The following is a 21032-nucleotide window of genomic DNA, read 5'->3' on the forward strand; positions in this document are numbered from 1 at the left end:
CGACGCCGTCAGGCGACGAGCTTGGTGAAGTCGGTGCTGTTGGCGATCTGGTTCCAGATGCCCTCGCCCTGCTTCGTCAGGGCACCCTTGTCGTTCTGCTTGTAGTAGATGACCTTGCAGGCGCCGAACCGGAAGGTGACCGTCTCCTCCGGCGCCTCCTCGGCGTAGGACCACTCGACCTTCTCCACGGCCAGCATGTTGAAGGTCCAGTGCAGGAACAGGTTGGTGCCGGACGTGCTGGTGCCGGAGCCGGTCGCCTTGAACAGCTTCAGGTCGACATTGCTGAAATGGGCGCCGCGGCCGCAGGCCACGTACAGATAGGGCGAGGCGGTATCCACCTGCTTCTTGACGGTGAAGACCTCGAACTCGGCCTTGCCGGAGCCGGCGCCGCTGGTGTGCGGGCCGATGTTGAGCTTGTTCTCGAGCGAGAAGCTCCACTCGTCGGCCAGCGTGATGCCGTCCTTCAGGATGAGGGATTCACCCTTGGGCTGGATGCCGTCCTTGGACGCCTGGGTGAACACCATGACCGCGTCGAACGCCATGTTCGTCTTCCTTCATCTGGTGGTTTGGAATGGGTTGGAGTCTGTCGGGGGCGATCAGCTGTGCCGCATGCGACCTCCTTCCGCCGATGGAGCGGATCGTCAGGCCTTGCGGGCCGACGGCAGGCGCGAGACCAGCCGCAGCGAGATGGTCAGGCCTTCGAGCTGGTAGTGCGGCCGCAGGTAGAACCGGGCGGTGTAGTAGCCGGGGTTGTCGGCGACCTCCTCGACCTTGACCTCGGCCGAGGACAGCGGCTGCTGCGCCTTGCTCTCCTCGCTGCCCAGCTCAGGCGACGGGTGGACATAGCCCTGGATCCACTGGTTCAGCCACTCCTCGACCTCGTGCCGCTCCTTGAAGGTGCCGATCTTGTCGCGGACCATGCACTTCAGGTAATGGGCGAAGCGGCAGGTCGCGAAGATGTAGGGCAGCCGGGCGCTCAGCTCGGCATTGGCCGAGGCGTCCGGGTCCTCGTACTTGATCGGCTTGTTGACGGTCTGGGCGCCGATGAAGACGCCGAGATCCGTGTTCTTCCGGTGCAGCAGCGGCAGCAGGCCGTTCTTGGACAGCTCGGCCTCGCGCCGGTCGCTGATCGCGATCTCGGTCGGGCATTTCAGGTCGACGCCGCCGTCGTCGCTGGGGAAGGTGTGGACCGGCAGGTCCTCGACCAGGCCGCCGGATTCGACGCCGCGGATCCGCGACAGCCAGCCATACAGCTTGAACGAGCGCGTGATGTTCACGCCCATGGCATAGGCGGCGTTGGTCCACAGATACTTGGCGCTGTCGCCGCCGTCCGACTCCTCCTCGAAGGCGAATTCGTCGACCGGGTTGGTCTTGGCGCCATAGGGCAGGCGCCCCAGGGTGCGCGGCATGGTCAGCGCCACGTAGCGCGAGTTCTCGCCGTCGCGGAACGACCTCCAGGCGGCGTGCTCCGGCGTCAGGAAGATCTTGGTGATATCGCGCGGATTGGCCAGCTCGCGCCAGGAGTCCATCTGCAGCAGGTGCGGCGAGGCGGCGGAGATGAACGGCGCGTGGCTGGCCGCCGCGATCTGTGACACCGCCGACAGCAGCTCGACATCCGGCGGGCTGTGGTCGAAGTAGTAGTCGCCGATCAGGCAGCCATAAGGCTCGCCGCCGATCTGGCCGTATTCCTCTTCGTAGATCTTCTTGAACAGCGGGCTCTGGTCCCAGGCGATGCCCTTGTACTTGCGCAGCGTGCGGGACAGCTCCTTCTTCGAGATCGGGAAGACGCGGATCTTGAGCGTCTCGTCGGTCTCGGTGTTGAAGACCAGGTGGTGCAGGCCGCGCCAGGCCGATTCCAGCTGCTGGAATTCCTCATGGTGCAGGATCTCGTTGATCTGCGCCGACAGCTTCTCGTCGATCGACGCGATGATCGACTGGATGGTGTCGACGACGTCGTCGCTGATCACCGAGGTGTCGCGCAGGGCCTGCTCGGCCAGCGTCCGGACGGCGGTCTCCACCGCCTCCTGGGCCTGGTCCGAGCGGGTCCTGAACTCGCGCTGCAGCAGGCTGGCGAAATCGCCGGGATCGACCGTGGTGGCCGGGGCGGCCTGCGCCTCGGCGGACCTGGTGACTGCGGACGACATGGTCAGTTCTCCTCCGTCTCTGGGGCCGGGGACGGAAGCGCGTCCGTCTTCTCCTCGGGGGCTTCGGGCTTCGGCGCGTGGCCGAGGGCGCTGAGCAGCGCGGGGTCGGCGAGAAGGCGCGCGACCAGCTCCTCGGCGCCGTTCTTGCCGTCCATGTAGGTCAGGAGGTTGGACAGCTGCGTCCGGGCCTCGAGCAGCCGGTTCAGGCTGTCGACCTTGCGCGCCACCGCAGCCGGCGAGAAATCCTCCATGCTCTCGAAGGTCAGGTCGACCGCCAGCTGGCCTTCGCCGGTGAGCCGGTTCGGCACCCGCAGCGCCACCCGCGGCTTCACGGACCGGAGCCGATCATCGAAATTGTCGATGTCGATCTCCATCATCTTGCGCTCGGCCACCGGGGGCAGCGGCTCGGTCGGGTTGCCGGCGAGATCCGACATGACGCCGACGATGAAGGGCAGCTGCACCTTCTTGTTCGAGCCGTAGGTCTCGACGTCGTATTCGATCTGGACCCGGGGCGCCCGGTTGCGCGCGATGAATTTTTGACTGCTCGCCTTTGCCATCTCTCATTCTCCTTGTGTGGGGCGGCTCCGGTCGTCAGGGGCTCTCGTCGGCCGCCAGGCCGGCGATCGAGCGGTAATGGGCGGCGCCCTCGGGCGCGAGCTCCAGGAGCAGAGCCATGAAGTCCTTGGAAACCAGCCGCTTCGCCCGTTCCAGAAGGGCCGGCACCGGGCTGGCCGGCTCGTTCGCCCGATACCAGCGGCAGATCCGGTCGAGCGAGCCGATGACGTCGTTGCGGTCGCGGATCTCGCCGGACAGGGCGGCCACGGGGGCCGCCGCTTCCGGGGACGCCTCGGCCGCCGGCGCGGCGCTGGGCCTGTGGGCGTCGACCAGTTCCTTGGCCTGGCGCAGCAACGCGATCAGCGGATCGAAGCGGACCGCCTCGGTGATGTCGACGCGCTGCTTGATGCCGGCATCCAGGCGGATCGCGGCGGCCAGGGCGGCGTCGAGATCGGCGCCAGCCCGATCGAGCTGGCCGGGATCGGTGTCGCCGAAGGCGCGCTCGACCGCCGCGAGGTCGATCTCGCCGGGCCGCTGCGCCTCGATGCAGTCGCGTAGCGTGAAGTTGCCGAACTGCCGCGACGCGGTCAGCGGAACCAGGCGGATCTCCGCCATCAGCCCGGCCGGGTCGCACAGATTGGCCAGGGTGTTCAGGCGCACGGTCTGGTCGTCGCCATCCTCAGCATCCGGCCGCGGATGCAGGTCCGGCCAGAACTGCTCGACATAGCCGGCGAGCAGCTCGAGGCCGCCGCGGAGGCCGGAGAAGCCGGATTGGTTGAGGGCCGAGCGCGCCAGCAGCACGCCGATGCGCAGGTCCTTGCTGCGGCCGGCGAGGTCGAGGCCCAGCCGCCAGACCTCGCGCCAGTCGGGCGGCTCCTCGGCCACCACGGCATCGCCGATCTGCTGGCCCGGCTTGCCCTGCGACGCCATCTCGAGCTCGAGGAAGCCCAGATCGTAGTCGAGGGCCTCGCCGCATGCGTCGCTGTCGTCGACCGGCTTCAGCAGATGATCTGCGTCGAGCATCACCATGTCCGTCACTGCATGTCCGCCGCTGGGGCTTTCCGGCTCGCGCCACCTTCGGGTCCCGGCAGTAAAGCCAAGAAGATCCGGGGGAAGGGGCGGTCGTTCGATTTCAGAAATCTAGCGAAGCCTCGGCGCCGTACTGCATGCGCGATTGATATGCGGGCATGTTGCGGCGCGTGCGCCGCATCCCGATCCCGAATGACCGGATATCAACTGCGCATGCGAAGGGCGCGCCTGAAGCCGTCAGAGTGTCCGCATTCCTGATCGCCGGCCCGTCCCCGGGCGGCCTCGGATGAAGCGGAGCGCAGGATGTCTTGGGACAACAGGGTCGTCTGGTCGGAAGGGCTGTTCCTCCGGCCGCAGCATTTCCAGCAGAGCGACCGCTATGTCGAAAAGCTCGTCCGCAGCCGCACGGCCGCCTTGCGCGGCTATGGCTGGGGCGTCACCGAGCTGCGGCTGAACCGCGAGATGCTCAGCCTCGGCAAGATCGCGATCGAGACGGCCCGCGGCGTGATGGAGGACGGCACGCCGTTCAGCATCCCCGACGACGCCGACCAGCCGATCCCCTATGAGGTGCCGGAGCATTTGCGGGATTCGCTGATCCACCTGGCCATGCCGCTGTATCAGCCCGGGGCGGTCGAGACCGACGGGCGCGCGGCGACCGACGTGCCGATCCGCTTCGCGGTCGCGGACCAGGACCTGGTCGACACCAATGCCGGCGAGCGCGACGGTGCCTCGATCGAGGTGGCGCGGCTGCGCTTCCAGCTGCTGCCGGACGGGGCGGACCGGGCCGGCTTCTCCTGCCTGCCGATCGCCCGGCTGGTCGAGGTCCGGGCCGACCGGCAGGTGGTGCTCGACGAGACCCACATCCCGCCGACGCTGGACTGCGCCGGCTCCCGCATCCTCGCCAACTTCATCACCGAGATCACCGGCCTGCTGCATCACCGCGGCGAGGCGCTGGCCGCCCGGGTGTCGCAGTCGGGCACGCGCGGCGTGGCCGAGATCGCCGACTTCCTGCTGCTGCAGGCGATCAACCGCTACGAGCCCTATTTCTCCCATCTCTCCGGCGCCGCGGTGGTGCATCCGGAGTCGCTGTACGGCCTGATGGTCCAGCTCGCCGGCGAGCTCGCCACCTATGCCCGGACCGAGAAGCGGCCGCCGGCCTTCGGCGGCTACAAGCACGAGGACCTCGCGCTCAGCTTCCGGCCGGTGATCCAGTCGATCCGGGCGTCGCTCAGCGCCGTCTTGGAGCAGACGGCGGTGCCGGTGCCGCTCAAGCAGCACAAATACGGCGTCCACATCGCCGAGGTCGCCGACCGCTCGCTGTTCACGACCGCGACCTTCGTGCTGGCCGCCCGCGCCGATGTCGAGGTCGACCGGCTGCGCCGCGAATTCCCGACCCAGATCAAGATCGGCCCGGCCGAGAAGATCAAGGAGCTCGTCAACGTCGCGCTGCCGGGGATCATCATCAACCCGCTGCCGGTGGCGCCGCGGCAGATCCCCTTCCATGTCGGGGTGACCTATTTCGAGGTCGATCAGCAGAGCCCGTTCTGGAAGGACATGCGCCATTCCGGCGGCCTGGCGCTGCACGTCGCCGGCGAGTTCCCGAATCTCGAAATGGCGCTCTGGGCCATCCGTGGCCAGTAGCAACCCGCAACCGACCAGGTGTCCCCCATGGCCCTCGTCCTACGCGTAGACAGCCCGGACTCCAGCCTGCCCGAGACCGTCGGATCCGACGGTCTGGTCGAGGCCGAGGACGCGCTGACCATCGGCCGGGCCGACGACAACGGCCTGGTCCTGCGCGACGCGCAGCAGACCATCTCCAAGCACCACTGCTCGATCGAGCCGGCGGAGGGCCGCTTCGTCCTGATCGACCGCAGCCGCAACGGCACCTTCCTGAACGACGAGTCGGAGGCGCTGCCGCGCGAGGTGCCGGTGGCGCTCAAGGCCGGCGACGTCATCCAGATCGGCAGCTACCGCATCGACGTCATCGCGGCGCCGGGCTCGACCCCCGCCGTTGTCGAGGCCGACGAGCCGGAGCGCACCGTGCCGCCGCCGGAGGAGCTGAGCTTCCTCGGCACGGTGCAGATGGGCCCGGCGCTGGGCGGTGTTTACGGTCGCGTTCCGGGCGCCACGACCAGCCGGCGCGAGGAGCCGCTGCTCGGCGACATCGAGGGCGACCTGCTGCCGGTGCCGGGATCGGATTTCGGCGCGCCGCTGGATCCGCCGGAGGACGACTGGGCGGCGGTCCGCAAGCCGAAGGCCTATGCCGACCATGTGCCGGAGCATGCCGTCGTCTTCGTGCAGCCCAAATCCGGCGTCGAGGCGATCCCCGATGACTGGGACCTGATGGCGGAGCTCGGCATCGCCTCGGCCGCGGCGGCCGCGCCGGCTTTCACCAAGGTCGACATCATCACCCCTCCGGACGACGACATTCTCGAGGCGCCGCCGCAGCAGCAGCCGGAGACACGGCAGGACCCACCACCCGCTCGGCCTGTGGCAAACCCGCCGGCCGCTGTTCCCGGCGACGACGCCAGTCGTGCCGTGGCGGCCTTCCTTGCCGCCTGCGGCCTGTCACAGGCGGATGTCGCTTCGGCCGACCTCACCACCATGATGGACCGGGCGGGGCGGATGCTGGCGCATTCCGTCGCCGGGCTGCACGGCATCCTCTCGGCCCGCCAGCTGGCGAAACAGGAATTCGGCCTCGAGCGCACGATGATCGAGCGCTCCGGCAACAACCCGCTGAAGTTCACGCTGGACGCGAAGGAGGCGATGCACACGCTCCTCTGCGTCGAGATCCCGGGCTTCATCCGCGGCGACGCGGCGGTCGAGCAGGCCTTCTCCGACATCAGGGCGCATGAGGTCGCGATGCTCGCGGCGCTGCAGGAGGCGCTGCACAGCGTCTGCGACCGCCTGTCGCCGGCCTCGGTCGAGCGCACGGTCGGGCAGGCCGGCTGGCACTGGCCCGGCACCAGGAAGGCCCGGGGCTGGGACGAATACCGGCGGACCTTCGACGACGTGGTCTCCGGCCTCGAGAACGACGCGCTGCGCATCTTCGGCGCCGATTTCGCGCGCGCCTATCGCGCCGAGACCGCTCGCCCGCGAGGACCGGAACGCAGGGACACGGATGGCGGAGCCCGTCCGCAAGGAGAAGGGCAGGATGGCGATGACTGAGGAAACCGTCCTGCTGCCGCGCGGTCCCGCCGCCCGGCCCAATCCGGGCGGGCGGCTGACGCTGGTGTCCTCGCCGCCGTCCCCGGCCTCGCCGGTCGAGCGGTTCTGGGAGGCGCTGGCGCTCGACCGGCTCAGCCCGCTGGTCGCGGCCGCGGCGGCGCTGCTCGGCCTCTGCGCCCAGCTCAAGAACAGCACCAGCCATCCCGATGTCGAGGGGCTGCGCCTGAGGGTGCTGCGCGAGATCGACGCCTTCGAGCGCCGGGTCACCCCGCTCGGCCTGGCGCCGCGGGCGATCAAGGCCAGCAAATACGCGCTCTGCGCCACGATCGACGACATCGTCCTGAACACGCCCTGGGGCAGCCGCAGCGTCTGGACCACGCGCAGCATGGTCGGGTCGCTGTTCAGCGAGACCTGGGGCGGCGACCGGTTCTTCGACCTGCTGACGCAGCTGAAGAAGGATCCGGGCGTCAATGTCGACCTGCTGGAGCTGCTCTACTACTGCATGAGCCTGGGCTTCGAGGGCCGGTTCCGGATCGCCTCCCGCGGCGCCTCCGAGCTCAGCGTGCTGCGCGAGGACGTCTACCGCCTGATCCGCGCGGCCCGCGGCGAGTTCGAGCGCGACATCTCCCCCCACTGGCGCGGGGTGGCTGCCGCCCGCAAGCTGCTGCGCAGTATCGTCCCGGCCTGGGTCGTCGCGGCGGCCGGCGTAGCTCTGCTCCTGGCACTCTATGCCGGGCTGCTGTTCGCGCTGAACGGCCGTTCCGACCTGGTGTTCGACGACCTCGCCGCGCTGCCGCCGACCGGTCCGGTCAGCCTGGCGCGGGTGGCACCGCCGCCGGCGGTGATCGTGATGCGCGGCGACAAGCTGCGGCGCTTCCTCGAGCCCGAGATCCGCGAAGGGCTGGTCACGGTGGCCGAGGACGCCCAGCAGATCGTCGTCACCATCCGTGGCGCCGGCATGTTCGAATCCGCCAGCCCGACGGTGAAGAGCCAGTTCGAGCCGCTGCTGCGGCGGATCGGCGAGGCGCTGAACGACCAGCCGGGGGCGGTCCTCCTGACCGGCCACACGGATTCGACGCCGATCCGGTCGCTGGCCTTCCCGTCGAACTATCACCTGTCGGTCGCCCGCGCCAAATCGGTCGGCGAGATCATCAAATCGAAGATGAACGAGCCCGGGCGCGTGCAGGAAGAAGGCCGGGGCAGCACCGAGCCGGTGGCGTCGAACGACACGCCGGAGGGGCGCCAGCAGAACCGCCGGACCGAAATCATCATCAGCAAGACGACGAATAGTTGAGGGGACGGATGGCCATGCAGTCCATCAAGAGCGCACTCCGGTCGAAATGGCTCTATGTCGGCCTCGGCACCGGGATCATCTGTGCCCTGATCTTCACGCTCGGGCCGCTGATCTCGATCGCGGGCTTCGCCCCGCTCGACAACATCAGCAGCCAGATCGTGGCATCGATGCTGATCCCGGTCGGGTACACCGTGACCTACATGATCCAGTCGCATTTCCAGAGCCTCGTGCAGTCGCGGGTCTCGAATGCGCTGACCGGGCTTGGGACCGGGCAGAAGGACGAGGCCGGCACCGCGGACTCCCCGCGGACCGGCGGACGGGACGGCACCGCCGCCGCCGGCCGCGAGCTGGAGACGATCTCCGGCCGCTTCCGCGAGGCCCTGGGCACGCTGAAGGGGCGGCGCTTCGCCGGGGCCAGCGGCCGGCGCTGGATGTACCAGCTGCCCTGGTACGTCATGATCGGCCCGCCGGGGTCGGGCAAGACCACTGCGATCGTCAATTCCGGCCTCAGCTTCCCGCTGGCGGAGAAGTTCGGCCGCAAGGCGGTCGGCGGGGTCGGCGGCACGCGCAACTGCGACTGGTGGTTCACCGACGACGCCGTGCTGATCGACACCGCCGGCCGCTACATGACCCAGGACAGCGATGCCGAGCAGGACAAGGCGGCGTGGCTGGGCTTCCTGCGGCTGCTGCGGCGCCACCGCCGGCGCCAGCCGCTGAACGGCGTGCTGGTGGCGATCGGCATCAGCGAGCTGACCTCGACCTCCGAGGAGGCGCGGCTCGACCATGCCGCCCGCATCCGCCAGCGCGTGCTCGAGCTGTACAAGGAGCTCGGTCTGCGGCTGCCGGTCTATGTGATGCTGACCAAGAGCGACCTGCTGGCCGGCTTCGTCGAGTTCTTCGACGATCTCGGCCGCGAGGGGCGGGAGTCGGTCTGGGGCTTCACCTTCGCGCATGAGCCGGAGCGCGAGGGCGGCGCGATGGAGGGCTATGAGGCGGAATACGACGCGCTGGTCGGCCGTCTCGGCGAGCGGCTCTTGGAGCGGATGCAGCAGGAGAGCGACATCCAGCGCCGCGCTTTGGTGTTCGGCTTCCCGCAGCAGGTCGCCAGCCTGAAGCACCTGACCCACCAGTTCATGCAGGAGGCCTTCGCCCCGAATTCCTTCGAGGAGCCGATCATGCTCCGCGGCGTCTATTTCGTCAGCGGGACGCAGGTCGGCACGCCGCTGGACCGCGTCGTCGAGGCGATGTCGCGGACCTTCGACGTCCCCCGGCCGCCGCGTCCCGCGCTCGGCGGGCAGAAGCGCAGCTACTTCATCAGCCGGCTGCTGCGCGACGTGGTCTTCGCCGAGGCCGGGCTGGTCAACGCCGACCCCCGGGCCGAGCGGCGCCGGCGGCGGATCCAATACGGCCTCTATGCCGGGATCGCGGCGGTGGTGGCCGCAGCCGGCATCCTGTGGACGGTCAGCTACGGCCGCAACGTCGACCTGATCGAGAGCGTCCGGCTGACCGCCAGCAGCTATGCCGCCGAGGCCAACACGCTGAAGCTCGACCGGGTCGACAGCGCCGATCTGCGGCCGGTCGTGCCGCTGCTGCAGAAGCTGCGCGAGATCCCGACCGGCTATGCGTCAGGCGACTCCGCGCCCGACCGCCTCTCCGGCTTCGGCCTGGACCAGAGCGACAAGCTCGGGGTGCAGACGCGGGCGGCCTATCGCCACACCCTCAACACCCTGCTGCTGCCGCGCCTGGTCCTGCGGCTGGAGACCGTGCTGGCCGAGCGGCAGGACGACCCGGCGTTCCTGTACGAGGCGCTGAAGGTTTATCTGATGCTGGGCCAGCAGGGGCCGCTGCAGCGCGACGTGATCCGCAACTGGATGGCGCTCGACTGGGGCGTGCAGTTTCCCGGCGACGCCGATGCCGGGCTGCGCCGCGCGCTGGCCGGCCATCTCGACGCCATGCTGGAAGGCCCGCTGTCCAACATCGGGCTGAATGGCGAGCTGATCGAGAAGAGCCGCGCCAAGCTGCAGGGTGTTTCGCTCGCCCGCCGCGTGCTCGACGCCGTCGTGGCCAGCCCGGAGGCGGCGCGGGAGCCGAGCTGGCGCCTGGCCGACCACGCCGGGCCGGTGGCCGAGGGCGTGCTGACCCGCCGGTCGGGGCAGCCGCTCAGCGCCGGCATCCCGGGCATCTACACCAGTGCCGGCTTCTACGACACCTTCCTGCCGCTGCTGCCGCAGGCGGCCGATGCCGTCGCCGCCGATGGCTGGGTGCTGGACCCGCAGGCGGCCACGGCCCCGGCCGGCAGCGATGCCAGCCTGAAGCTGCAGCGCGAGGCGTCGGCACTCTATGCCCAGGAATTCGCGCTGCGCTGGGACCAGATGATCGGCGACATCGCCATCCGGCCGATGCGGACGGTCGACGACTCATTGCGGACCCTGAACACTCTGGCCGCGCCGACCTCGCCGATCCGCCTGCTGCTGGTCGCGGCGGCGCAGGAGACCAAGCTGGAGCGGCCGCCGGCGCCCGACGACGCCGCGCCGGCCGGCGACGGCGCCGCCCAGCCGGGCAAGGTGCCGCCGAGCAAGCTCGAGGCGCTGTTCCGGTCGCAGTCGGCCGTGGACACGCCCGAGGGCATCGCCCGGCGCTATCTGAACGACCATTTCCAGTCGCTGCATCAGCTGGTCGACGTGCCGCCCAACAGCCAGGCCGACGCCCAGGCGCCGATCGACAGCGCCATCCGCGACCTCGGCGGCCTGTACCGCTCGCTCAGCGAGATGCAGGGGCTGGGCGCCGGCTCGCTGCAGAAGGGCGACCAGGCGGCCGTCGCGATCCGCCAGATGGAGTCGGGGGCGGCCAACCTGCCGGAGCCGATCCGGCAATGGATCCTCGGCGTCAGCCGCACCAGCTCGGACCTGTCGATCACCGGCGCCAAGCGCCAGCTGGCCAGCGTCTGGAGCAGCGGCCCCGGCGCGCTGTGCCAGCGGGCCACCGAGGGGCGCTACCCCTTCACTGCCAGCTCCGGTCAGGACGTCCCGCTCAGCGACTTCGCCCGGCTGTTCGGCCGCAACGGCGCGATCGACAGCTTCTTCGCCGAGAACCTCGCCCCCTTCGTCGACATGTCCGAAGGGTCGTGGAAGGTGCGGCCGACGGGCAATGTCGACTTCCGGCTCGACCGCGGCACCCTGGCCCAGTTCCAGCGGGCGGCGGCGATCCGCGACAGCATGTTCCAGGATGCCGGGGCGCAGCCCTCGGTCGGCTTCGTGCTCACCGTCGCCGAGACCGACCCGTCGACCGACACGGTGGTGGTCGACATCGACGGCCAGCGGCTGGAGCATCGGCGGGGCGCGTCGACGGCGATGCATTTCCGCTGGCCGGCGACCGGCGGCGTCGGCGGCGCCTCGGTCACCTTCACCGGCGACCAGGGCGCGACCCTGTCCCGGACCGGCGCCTGGGGCCTGTTCCGCCTGCTGGACCAGGCGGATTCGCAGCGCCTCGGCGGCTCCGACCGGCTGCAGCTGCGGCTGGCGGCCGGCAGCCATTGGGCGACCTTCATCCTCCAGGCCGACAGCGTGATGAATCCGCTGTCCGGCAAGCTGCTGGCGCAGTTCCGATGCCCGCAGGATCTGTGAGCGCCCGCGTCCCGGCCGCGATCGCAGCCGGGCGGCCCTGCGGCTTCTACGGCAAGCTGCCGGCCCGCGCCGATTTCGTCGGCGCCGGGCTGCGGCCCGAGACTGTCGGCCGCTGGGACGCCTGGCTCCAGCAGTCGCTCGCCGCCGGCGAGGCCGCGATCGGTGCCGACTGGGCGGAGCTGTTCTTCGTCGCGCCGCTGTGGCGCTTCATCCTGCCCGCCGGCGCCTGCGGCCGGTCCACCCTGATCGGTGTGCTGATGCCCAGCGTCGACGCGGTCGGCCGCTGCTTCCCGCTGATGCTGGGGCAGGAGATCGAGCGGCCGGTCGACCCGGTCGGGCTGATGGCCGGCAGCGGCCCCTGGTTCGCCGCCGCCGAGGCCCTGGCGCTCGACGCCCTGGCCGACGGCTTCGACCTGGCGGAGTTCGGCCGCGACCTGCCGCCCTGGTCGGTCGTCCGCGGTGCGGCAGCCCCTCCGTCTCCGGCCCGCGAGGACGGGGTCGGGACCTGGGTCGAGCTGCCGATCGCTTCGGCGGCGCCGGCCGCGGTCGCGGCGCTGGCCGGTCACGGCGCCTTGTGGTGGACGACCGGCGCCCGGCATGTGCCGCCGGGCGTGGCGATCAGCGCCGGCCTGGTGGCGCCTGACGGCTTCGCGGCCCTGATCGACGGTAGCTGGGCACGGCACGGCTGGTCGGTCCGGTCGCCGGCCCGTGGCGGTGCCGGAGACAACGAATGGGACCGGGAGCTGTGAGAACCACCCCGCCGGCAGGGGTCGAAACCCATCCCGCATCAGAGTTCTTCAACCATAGCGTTCTGGAGAGGTGAGTCATGGTCACATATGTGCACAACAAGGCTCGGGCCAAGAAGTCTGTGGCCTGGATCGAGGAGACGCAGCGCAACGGTGCCGAGTGCTGCATCGCGCTGGCCCATCTCGGGTTTGAGGGCCAGTCGGTTGCGCTTGTCATGCCGTCGGGACTCAGCGGGCTGACGAAAAAGCTGCAGGTCATGGACTATGAAGGGAAACCGAAAAAGATCACGACAAAGAAAGAAAAGGATCAATACAAGCTCATTGCAATTGGTCTGGCGAAGCTAGGTCCGGACAATGTTCTGAACGTGAGGCTGAAGAAAGGCAGCGCACAGTCGCTGCATAAGGGCCTTCGGGAATATTTCAGGGGAGGATTTGGACTGGAAGTTCCCTACGATTCGATCGGTACGGAGACCAATCTTCCGGAGGATCAGGAGAACCTCTTTGCTCAGACGGAGGCGGAGAACCAACTGAAGTTCTCCTCCGAGGAGACCGAGACCGATCAGCCGGCGAGCGCTGCCGAACAGCCCATCCCGCCGGTCGGCAAGGATCCGGATTCGGACTCGGAAGGCTCACCGATCCTGACGCCCACGGCCAGCGAGGCCGGGGATGACGACGTCCCCGAAGAGGATCTGATGGAGGGCGTGGAGGAGTCGGAGAGCGAGGACGAGGATGACGAGGACAACCCCCTCTCGGACGAGCTGAAGCAGGGCATCGCCACCGCGTCGGCGACCATCGCCGGCCACGCGTTGAGCCTGAGCCGGGAGATCGGCGTGGGGCAGAAGGCCGAGCTGGGCCCGCTGACCGACAAGATCGCGGCCTGGCTCGAGGACATGCTGGCCGGCCTGTCGCCGGAAGAGCGGGAGATGCGGCTGCACAACCTCACCAGCCGGCTGCTGTTGATGCTGGCCTATCCCGAGAATCTGCGGAACCTCCAATATGTGGACGCGGCCCCGGCAGCCGGCGACGGCGATCAGGACAAGCCCGGCCGAGAGAAGCTCCTGGTGAACGGGATCGATCTCGACAACGTTTCGACCGACGACCTCAACCCGGAGGAGGTGACGGAAAGCCTGTTCAAGCTGGCCAAGGCGCGGGCTCAGGAGCGGCTTCTTCCCTATCCCCTGAACCAGGCGAGCCCCGACCGGATCGCCGGCATGGTGGCGTCGGGATGGCCCAAGGAGGACGGCGATGCGGAGGGCAAGCGCAAGGCCGTGCAGCGCCTGGTCGCCGTCGTGCAGCAGATGTTCGCGAAGGACGACCAGCTCATCGGCCTGCTCGGCTTCAAGAAGAATGATGCGGCCGACGGAGACAATCTCGTCGCCAGCCTGGTCGAAAGCATCAAGGAGGTGTGGGAGGCGCACCGCAACGCCGCGATCAAGCAGAAGGACGAATTGAAGCAGAAGGTCCAGCAGATCATCGGGACCAGGGTGGAGAACCTCGGCGGCACCTGGGGGCATGTCGACGACATCTTCCTGCAGATCGACGGCGAGATCTCCGACCAGCTCGCCGCCATCAGCGGGCAGGAGGGCGATGCCAGGGCGAAGGCGATCGACGCCGCGGCGGACACGGTCCAGACGAATCTCAGCTATCTCGATGGAAACAACATCGTCGATCTGCTCGACAATCCGCCGTTCGACGTCGGCCAGGGCGCCGTCGGCGAGACGTTGCGGGAAGGGCTCACCGGCGTCAGCGATGGCCTGAAGCGGATCGAATCGCTGAGCGTCGCGGCCGCGGCATAGACGCTCACCGGGCCGGTCTCCACACCCCGGAGGCCGGCCCGGGATCGCGCGGGCGATACTGTGTCAGAGGCGGACGGGACGGCCGCGGCCGTTCAGGCGTCGGCGAGATGAGCCAGGACGACCAGGGTGACATTGTCGGGGGCGCCGCGCGCGAGCGCCAGGTCCAGCAGCGCGGCCGCGGCCGCCTCGCAGGGCTGGGCGGCCAGGCGGTCGGCGATCTCGGCGTCGGCGACGACATTGGTCAGGCCGTCGCTGCACAGCAGGAAGACGTCGCCGGGCCGGCTGTCGCCCTGCACCATATCGAGCTCGAGCGGCCCCGAGGCGCCGACGGCGCGGGTGATCACATTGGCGCCGGGATGGCGGCGTCCCTGCTCGGGCGTCAGGCTGCCGCTGTCGATCAGGCGCTGGACATAGGAATGATCGCGGGTGAGCTGCCGCAGCGCCCCGTCGCGCAGCAGATAGAGCCGGCTGTCCCCCGCCCACAGGCAGGTGTAGCGGCCGTCCCGGAGCAGCAGGACGACGACGGTCGCGCCGATGACGGCGCCGTCGCCGAGGCCGGCGGCGTCGGTCAACAGAGATCGGTGGGCCGCGGCGAGCCGCGCGCGGATTTCCTCGATGGCGGCCGGCTCGGCCTCCGGGTGATGGCCCCGCGCCAGGGCGTCAACGACCGTGCGGCTGGCGTGGTCGCCCCGCAGATGGCCGCCCATGCCGTCGGCGATGGCCCAGAGACCATGCTCGGGCCGCTGGAGGAACGCGTCCTCATTGTGCTTGCGGACGGCGCCGGCGTCGGTTTTCGCCGCCCCGTCGTATCGATGGTCGATCATGCGGCTACCGGGCCGGACGGGCCTTGCCGACCGCCGGGTTCGGAGAAGCGGCGCTGCCGCCGGTCCGGCCGGCTCGATCTCTCAGCAACCGTTCCTCCCGCTCCGCCTGTGCGCTCGCCATGGACCATGTTATGGCGGGCGCCGGGTGGTTTCGCTTCATCCGAAAGTGGTATGGTGGTATGTCTCGGGGCGGCGTGGCGCCCTGGCGGATGAGGCTGTATTTCCTATGCTTTTACGCTCACCGCCATGGTCAATCGCGTGAAGACAGATCTGGGCGGGCTCGCGGGCGAGGTTACGCGGTGAAACGTATTCTCGTGGTCGATGACGATCCGGCGATGCGCGACGTGATCTGCGAATACCTCGAACGCCACGATTTCGAGGTCCGCTCGGCCGCGTCCGGCGCGGCGATGACGCGGATCCTGGCTACCGAGGAGATCGACCTCGTCATCCTCGACCTGAAGCTGGGGCAGGAAGACGGGATGGATCTGATGCGGGGCCTGCGCACGAACTCGGACGCGCCCGTGATCCTGATCACCGGCCATCGCCTGGAAGAGATCGACCGGGTCATCGGGCTCGAGCTGGGTGCCGACGACTACCTGACCAAGCCGCTGGCCCTGCGCGAGATGGTGGCCCGCGTCCGCACCGTCCTGCGGCGCGTGGAATCGGCGGGGGAGCGGGCGCGGCGGAAGGAGGGCCGGGCCCGCTACCGCTTCGACGGATGGGAGCTCGATGTCGCCAAGCGGCGGCTGACGTCCCCGGCGGGCGCCGAGGTGGGCCTGACCTCCGGCGAGTTCAACCTGCTGACGGCCTTCGTCCGGTCGCCGCAGCGGGTGATGACCCGGGAGCAGCTGCTGGTCACCAGCCGGATGCACGATGCCGAGGTCTTCGACCGCAGCGTCGACGTGCTGGTCCTGCGTCTGCGCCGCAAGCTCGAGGCCAATCCCAGCGATCCGGCCCTGATCCGGACGGAGCGCGGCATCGGCTACGTCTTCGCCCCCGCCGTGGAGTCGCTGTGATGGCCGCCTTTGCCCGGTGCCTGCCATGGGCCGCCGCCGCCGGCCTCGCGGTCCTGGTCTTCGGCGCGGCGCTGGGGCAGGGGATCGACGCCGCCCGCGAGGAGCCGATCACGCCGGTCGAGCCGGACCGGACCCTGGACCCGGCGAAGGTCGCGCTCGGCAAGGTGTTGTTCTCGGACGTCCGGCTGTCCGGGGGCGATGTCCGCTCCTGCGCCTCCTGTCACGAATTCAACCGCGGCGGGGCCGACGGCCTCGCCCATTCCAAGGGCGCCAACGGGCAGCTGGAGCCCTTCAACACGCCGACCGTGTTCAACGTCGCCGGCGACTTCCGCCTGAACTGGCGCGGCAACTTCCGGTCGCTGGAGGTCCATAACGAGGCGGTGCTGCTCGAGCCGCGGCTGATGAATGCGCGCTGGCCCGACCTGCTGTCGAAGCTGAACCAGGATTCCGGCATCCGCAGCGCCTTCGAATCGGCCTATGGCGACGGGCCGAGCCGCGAATCGGTGCTGGACGCGCTCGCCGCCTTCCAGCGGTCGCTGTCGACGCCCGATTCCCGCTTCGACCGCTATCTGCGCGGCGACGACACGGCCATCACCGCGGACGAGGAGCGCGGCTACGAGCTGTTCAAGGCCTATGGCTGCGTCGCCTGCCACCAGGGCCGGAACGTCGGCGGCAACCTGTTTCAGAAATTCGGGATCTTCTCCGACCCCTTCTCGGGCCGGGCGGACGACGACGTCGCGGATCAGGGCCGCTTCGCCATCACCGGTCGCGAGGCCGACCGCCGGGTGTTCCGCGTGCCCAGCCTGCGCAACGTCGCGCTGACGGCGCCCTATTTCCACGACGGCAGCGCCGACACGCTCGACGCGGCGGTGGCGATCATGGCCCAGGCCCAGCTCGGCCGGGACCTGCCGCAGGCGGATCGCGACCTGATCATCGAATTCCTGGGCACGCTGACCGGCGAATACGAAGGCAGGCCGTTGTCGCAGATCACCGCCGCCGAGGCCCGATGAGAACGCTGGGCGTCGCGCTGCTGGCCCTGCTGCTGGCGCTGACCTATCTGGTGGTCCAGGGCGCCACGCCCGATGCCGCGCAGCACGAGCGCACGCTGGACGCGCTGCGCGCCCTCGACCTCAACAATGCGGCGCTGCAGCGCGACGTGCTGCGGTCCCGCACCGGGCTGCTGCGGACCTACGACCCCCTGGTGCACTCCGTGGCGGCACTGCGGCAGGCGGCGGCCAGCCTGAAGACCGCCGGCGACATCGCCGACGGCGACACCCGCACCGTCCTCGACCAGGACGTGGCGCAGCTGACCGCGGCGGTCGACGATCAGGAAGGGCTGGTCGACGATTTCAAATCCAGCAATGCGCTGCTGCAGAACTCGCTCAGCTTCTTCAACCACACCGCCCGGCAGCTCGACCAGGCGGAGGGCGTGCGGCAGACCGCCCTGGCGTCGGAGATCGGCAGCCTGGCCAGCGCCATGCTGCTGTTCGCCGCCGACCCCAGAAGCGAGATGGCGGCCGAGCTGTCGGCCGCGCTCGACCGGCTGCGCAGCCTGGACGTGCCGGCCGCCGCGGCCCAGGGTGTGGACGCGCTGGTCACGCACGGGCATCTGATCCTCGCCACCCTGCCGACCGTGGACGGCCTGGTCGTCCGCCTGCAGGCCGCGCCGATCGCGACCCAGGCGCAGACGATCAAGCAGGCCTATTTCGCCGCCTATGGCCGGGCGGCGACGCGGGCCCTGTATTTCCGGCTCCTGCTCTATGCCGCGGCGGTCGGCCTGGCGGCCTATGTCTGCTACCTGTTCCTGCGGCTGCGGGCCAATGCCCGGGCGCTGGAGAAGCGCCTGGCCCTGGAAAACCTGATCGCCACGATCTCGACCGACTTCATCAACCTGCCCCGGACCAGCCTCGACGACGGCATCGAGCAGGGCCTGGCGCGGCTGGCCGAGCAGATGCTGTTCGACCGCGCCCACATCTTCGTCTGGGGCCTGGATACGGCGCCCCGCGAGTACTCCTGGTCGCAGCCGCAGGTGCCGAACACGGCCGACACCGGCCGGATGCTGCTCGACCTGGCGAATGACTGGCCGATCTCGGCCGGGGGCGACGACGGCACGATCCACGTGCCGTCGGTCGTCGCCCTGCCGGACGGGCCGATCAAGGACCGCCTGGCATTGCTCGGCCTCCGGTCCTGGCTGTCGATCCCGCTGGGCAAGGCCGGCGGCCGCTCCGGCGTGCTGATGTTCGAGGGGGTGACGGCCGAGAAGCGCTGGTCCACCGGCGACGTCGCCCTGCTGCGCACCGCGGCGGAAAGCTTCGCCAACGCGATCGAGCGCGAGCGCAGCGAGGTCCAGCGCGAGGCGCTGGAGACCCAGCTGGCCCAGTCCCAGCGGCTGGAATCGCTCGGCGCCCTGGCCGGCGGCATCGCCCATGAGTTCAACAACATCCTGGGTGCGATCCTCGGCTATGGCGAGTTGGCGCTGTCGACGCTGACGCGCACCGGCTCGACCCAGCAATATGTCAAGCAGATCATGACCGCGGGGACGCGGGCGCAGTCGGTGATCGACCAGATCCTGGCCTTCAGCCGCCGCCGCGAACGCCGCACCCGCGCGATCCGCCCGGAGCCCGTGGTCGCCGAGGCGCTGGAACTGCTGCGCGCCTCCCTGCCCCCGTCGATCGCGCTGCACCGGCGCTTCGCGGCCGGGGACGCGGCGATCCTTGGGGATGTGACCGAGCTGCAGCAGATCGTCATGAACCTGTGCACCAATGCGGCGCACGCCATGTCCGGCCAGGGCCGGGTCGAGATCGGCCTCGATCTGGCCCGCATTCCCTCGGACACGGTGCTGTCGCACGGGCCTCTGGGGGCGGGCGACTATGTCCGCCTCAGCGTGTCGGATTCCGGCCACGGCATCGACGCCGCCGTGATGAAGCGGATCTTCGAGCCGTTCTTCACCACCAAGGCGGTGGGCAGCGGCACCGGTCTCGGCCTGCCGACCGTGTACGGCATCGTGACCGGGCAGGGGGGCGCCATGAACGTCCACAGCCTGCCCGGCGTCGGCAGCACCTTCGAGGCCTATCTGCCCCTGACCGAGGATCCGGTGGTGGATGAGGAGGAGCTCGCCGAGGCGTCGTCCCTGTGGGGGCGCGGCGAGACGATCCTGGTGGTCGACGACGAGAAGCCGCTGGTGCTGGTGCTGGAGGAGATGCTGGCCGCCCTGCGGTATGAGCCTGTCGGCTTCGACAGCAGCGCCGCGGCCCTGGCCGCCTTCCGCGCCGATCCCGACCGCTTCGACCTGGTCCTGACCGACGCGCTGATGGCCGAGGTGACGGGGATCGAGCTGGCCAGGGAAGTGCATCGCCTGCGTCCCGGCCTGCCGATCCTGCTGATGACCGGCCATTTCGGCGGCCTCGATGCCGCCGACATCGAGGATGCCGGGATCCTCAAGGTTCTCAGGAAGCCGCTGCGGTCGCGTCTGCTGGCGGAAGGCCTGTCTTCGTGCTTGGCGCCCGTGGCGCCGCCGGCGAGCAGCGAGCGGGTCTGAGGCGGCCGGACCGGTCCTGGTGAGACCGGCCCATCCCGATCCGAAAGGGAGTCAGGACGCCACAGCGTCGCACGACCCCATCGCCTGGGCCGCCTGCTGGCTGCCCTGCACCGTCGCCAGCGCGGCGGCCGCGATCTCGCTGCGCAGCCAGCTGTGGTCCGGGTCGCGATGGCGCCGCTCGTGCCAGATCAGCGCCACCTCATAGGGCGGCAGCTCCAGCGGCGGCTCGACGACCGTGAGCGGCATCATGGCGGCGATGCGGGTGGCGACGCGGTGCGGCACGGTCAGCACCAGGTCGGTCTCGGCGATCATCGCCGGCGCCGTCAGCATGTTGGGCACCAGCATCGGGTCGCGATCCGGCAGATCCAGCTTGGCCAGCCCGTCATAGACCTGGCCGAAGCCGTCCTCGGAGCCCGAGGCGATCACGGCATGGCGCAGGGTCGAGAAGCTCTCGATCGTCCACTCCCGTGCCAAGGCGGGGTGGTCCTGCCGCAGCAGGCAGGCGAAGCGGTCGGAGTACAGGCTGCGCCGCAGATAGCCGGGCGGGGTGTCGCTGATCTGCCCGACGGCGAGGTCGATCTCGCCCAGCTCGAGCCGCCGCAGCGCGCCGGCCAGCAGCGGATCGGTGACGACGTCGAGATGGGGCGCGCGCTCGCGCAGCCGCGGCAGCAGGCGCGGCAGCAGCACCAGCGCCTGGTGGTCGGGCATCGCCAGCGTCGCCTTCGACCGCCATTCCCCCGGGGCGAAGCTGCGGCTGGTCACCATCTCGCGGATCGACTCCAGCACCGACGGCAGCAGCGCGGCCAGGCGCTCGCCCCGCGGCGTCGGCGCCAGGCCGGTCGAGGTGCGGACCAGGATGTCGTCGTTGAACATGCCGCGCAGCCTGGACAGCGCCCGGCTCATCGCCGGCTGGCTCTGGCCGACATGCTGGGCGGCATGGGTGACGTTGCGGTGTTCCAGCAGCGCATCGAGCGCCACCAGCAGATTGAGGTCGACCGAGGCCAGGTTCGGCATCGTCCGTTGCGGCGCGGCCTGACGGCCGCCGACGATCAGGGCCGGCTGCGGCCGTTCCATCGAGGTCTTCCGGGTCAATGCGAGTTCGGACATGGTTTTCCCCTCTTCGCAGGAGAGGCCCGTCGGGACGGGGGCTCCTGTGACGGAAAGACGGATCGTGATGGTGCCTGTCCGGCGGTGGCCGCCGGTTCGGCTCGGACTGGGCGTTTCGGACCGGGATTAGGACCCGGTCCCCAGGAGCCAAGTGTCGTCAGCCGCGTTAATTGCGGATTTCAGAACCAGCCG

At 69.7% G+C, this 21032-nt stretch carries 15 protein-coding genes; 9 read left to right on the forward strand and 6 right to left on the reverse strand.

The window, feature by feature from the left end; translation table 11 throughout:
- Nucleotides 1-8: 8 nt before the first annotated feature.
- The 4 genes from FFK22_RS05105 to tssA all read right to left on the reverse strand — a co-directional run bounded on the left by FFK22_RS05105 (nt 9) and on the right by tssA (nt 3722).
- Entirely contained in the window at nt 9-542 is a 534-nt protein-coding gene (locus FFK22_RS05105; protein ID WP_138889002.1) for a type VI secretion system tube protein Hcp, read from the reverse strand.
- A gap of 99 nt (nt 543-641) precedes the next feature.
- On the reverse strand, nt 642-2144 hold the full coding sequence (tssC, locus tag FFK22_RS05110; RefSeq protein WP_138889001.1) for a type VI secretion system contractile sheath large subunit: 1503 nt from the start codon (nt 2142-2144) through the stop codon (nt 642-644).
- Between the two features lie 2 nt (nt 2145-2146).
- Nucleotides 2147-2701 carry a type VI secretion system contractile sheath small subunit gene (gene tssB / locus FFK22_RS05115; RefSeq protein WP_138889000.1) on the reverse strand — a complete coding sequence of 185 codons (555 nt, stop codon included), beginning with the start codon at nt 2699-2701 and terminating at the stop codon, nt 2147-2149.
- Nucleotides 2702-2735: 34 nt separating this feature from the next.
- Nucleotides 2736-3722 (reverse strand): type VI secretion system protein TssA, encoded by a 987-nt coding sequence (gene tssA, locus FFK22_RS05120; protein WP_138888999.1) that lies wholly within the window; start codon nt 3720-3722, stop codon nt 2736-2738.
- Between the two features lie 309 nt (nt 3723-4031).
- On the opposite strand from tssA, the gene tssK reads away from it, so the two are divergent.
- The 6 genes from tssK (at nt 4032) to FFK22_RS05150 (ending at nt 14355) form a co-directional block, all read left to right on the forward strand.
- Nucleotides 4032-5369 carry a type VI secretion system baseplate subunit TssK gene (gene tssK, locus FFK22_RS05125; RefSeq protein ID WP_138888998.1) on the forward strand — a complete coding sequence of 446 codons (1338 nt, stop codon included), beginning with the start codon at nt 4032-4034 and terminating at the stop codon, nt 5367-5369.
- Nucleotides 5370-5396: 27 nt separating this feature from the next.
- Nucleotides 5397-6896, forward strand: coding sequence for a type VI secretion system-associated FHA domain protein TagH (tagH, locus tag FFK22_RS05130; RefSeq protein ID WP_138888997.1), 1500 nt, complete (start codon nt 5397-5399; stop codon nt 6894-6896).
- Nucleotides 6883-8190, forward strand: a complete 1308-nt coding sequence (gene icmH / locus FFK22_RS05135) for a type IVB secretion system protein IcmH/DotU (protein ID WP_186002314.1) — start codon at nt 6883-6885, stop codon at nt 8188-8190. Before tagH ends, icmH begins: the two co-directional genes overlap by 14 nt.
- Before the next feature lie 14 nt (nt 8191-8204).
- Nucleotides 8205-11813, forward strand: a complete 3609-nt coding sequence (gene tssM / locus FFK22_RS05140; protein ID WP_138888996.1) for a type VI secretion system membrane subunit TssM — start codon at nt 8205-8207, stop codon at nt 11811-11813.
- Complete coding sequence (tagF, locus tag FFK22_RS05145; RefSeq protein WP_186002315.1) at nt 11810-12562, forward strand: type VI secretion system-associated protein TagF; 753 nt, start codon at nt 11810-11812, stop codon at nt 12560-12562. Before tssM ends, tagF begins: the two co-directional genes overlap by 4 nt.
- A gap of 77 nt (nt 12563-12639) precedes the next feature.
- Entirely contained in the window at nt 12640-14355 is a 1716-nt protein-coding gene (locus FFK22_RS05150) for a hypothetical protein (RefSeq protein WP_138888994.1), read from the forward strand.
- 92 nt (nt 14356-14447) lie between these two features.
- Here FFK22_RS05150 and FFK22_RS05155 read toward each other — a convergent pair whose 3' ends face one another.
- Nucleotides 14448-15179, reverse strand: a complete 732-nt coding sequence (locus FFK22_RS05155; protein ID WP_138888993.1) for a PP2C family serine/threonine-protein phosphatase — start codon at nt 15177-15179, stop codon at nt 14448-14450.
- A 299-nt stretch (nt 15180-15478) separates the two neighbouring features.
- Between FFK22_RS05155 and FFK22_RS05160 the strand changes: the two genes are divergently transcribed.
- From FFK22_RS05160 to FFK22_RS05170, 3 genes are read left to right on the forward strand one after another with little or no spacing between them, the layout of a single operon-like run.
- Nucleotides 15479-16195: a response regulator gene (locus FFK22_RS05160; protein ID WP_306770072.1), complete on the forward strand. Its 717-nt coding sequence runs from the start codon at nt 15479-15481 to the stop codon at nt 16193-16195.
- A complete protein-coding gene (locus FFK22_RS05165) occupies nt 16195-17205 on the forward strand; it encodes a cytochrome-c peroxidase (RefSeq protein WP_138888991.1) in 1011 nt (336 codons plus the stop codon). The genes FFK22_RS05160 and FFK22_RS05165 overlap by 1 nt, the downstream gene beginning before the upstream one ends.
- Nucleotides 17202-19733, forward strand: a complete 2532-nt coding sequence (locus FFK22_RS05170; protein ID WP_138888990.1) for a two-component system VirA-like sensor kinase — start codon at nt 17202-17204, stop codon at nt 19731-19733. Before FFK22_RS05165 ends, FFK22_RS05170 begins: the two co-directional genes overlap by 4 nt.
- A 51-nt stretch (nt 19734-19784) precedes the next feature.
- On the opposite strand, the gene FFK22_RS05175 is transcribed toward FFK22_RS05170, so the two are convergent.
- Nucleotides 19785-20840 carry a LysR family transcriptional regulator gene (locus FFK22_RS05175; protein WP_138888989.1) on the reverse strand — a complete coding sequence of 352 codons (1056 nt, stop codon included), beginning with the start codon at nt 20838-20840 and terminating at the stop codon, nt 19785-19787.
- Nucleotides 20841-21032 lie beyond the last annotated feature (192 nt).

This window comes from Mycobacterium sp. KBS0706 (genome assembly GCF_005938675.2).
Taxonomy (GTDB): Bacteria; Pseudomonadota; Alphaproteobacteria; order DSM-16000; family Inquilinaceae; genus Inquilinus.

Coding starts and splice junctions, on each gene's coding strand:
- FFK22_RS05175 (WP_138888989.1), bottom strand. CDS start 20,840: ATGTCCGAACTCGCATTGACCCGGAAGACCTCGATGGAACGGCCGCAG.
- icmH (WP_186002314.1), top strand. CDS start 6,883: ATGGCGATGACTGAGGAAACCGTCCTGCTGCCGCGCGGTCCCGCCGCC.
- tssK (WP_138888998.1), top strand. CDS start 4,032: ATGTCTTGGGACAACAGGGTCGTCTGGTCGGAAGGGCTGTTCCTCCGG.
- tssC (WP_138889001.1), bottom strand. CDS start 2,144: ATGTCGTCCGCAGTCACCAGGTCCGCCGAGGCGCAGGCCGCCCCGGCC.
- FFK22_RS05105 (WP_138889002.1), bottom strand. CDS start 542: ATGGCGTTCGACGCGGTCATGGTGTTCACCCAGGCGTCCAAGGACGGC.
- tssB (WP_138889000.1), bottom strand. CDS start 2,701: ATGGCAAAGGCGAGCAGTCAAAAATTCATCGCGCGCAACCGGGCGCCC.
- FFK22_RS05155 (WP_138888993.1), bottom strand. CDS start 15,179: ATGATCGACCATCGATACGACGGGGCGGCGAAAACCGACGCCGGCGCC.
- tagH (WP_138888997.1), top strand. CDS start 5,397: ATGGCCCTCGTCCTACGCGTAGACAGCCCGGACTCCAGCCTGCCCGAG.
- FFK22_RS05165 (WP_138888991.1), top strand. CDS start 16,195: ATGGCCGCCTTTGCCCGGTGCCTGCCATGGGCCGCCGCCGCCGGCCTC.
- tssA (WP_138888999.1), bottom strand. CDS start 3,722: ATGCTCGACGCAGATCATCTGCTGAAGCCGGTCGACGACAGCGACGCA.
- FFK22_RS05150 (WP_138888994.1), top strand. CDS start 12,640: ATGGTCACATATGTGCACAACAAGGCTCGGGCCAAGAAGTCTGTGGCC.
- FFK22_RS05170 (WP_138888990.1), top strand. CDS start 17,202: ATGAGAACGCTGGGCGTCGCGCTGCTGGCCCTGCTGCTGGCGCTGACC.
- tssM (WP_138888996.1), top strand. CDS start 8,205: ATGCAGTCCATCAAGAGCGCACTCCGGTCGAAATGGCTCTATGTCGGC.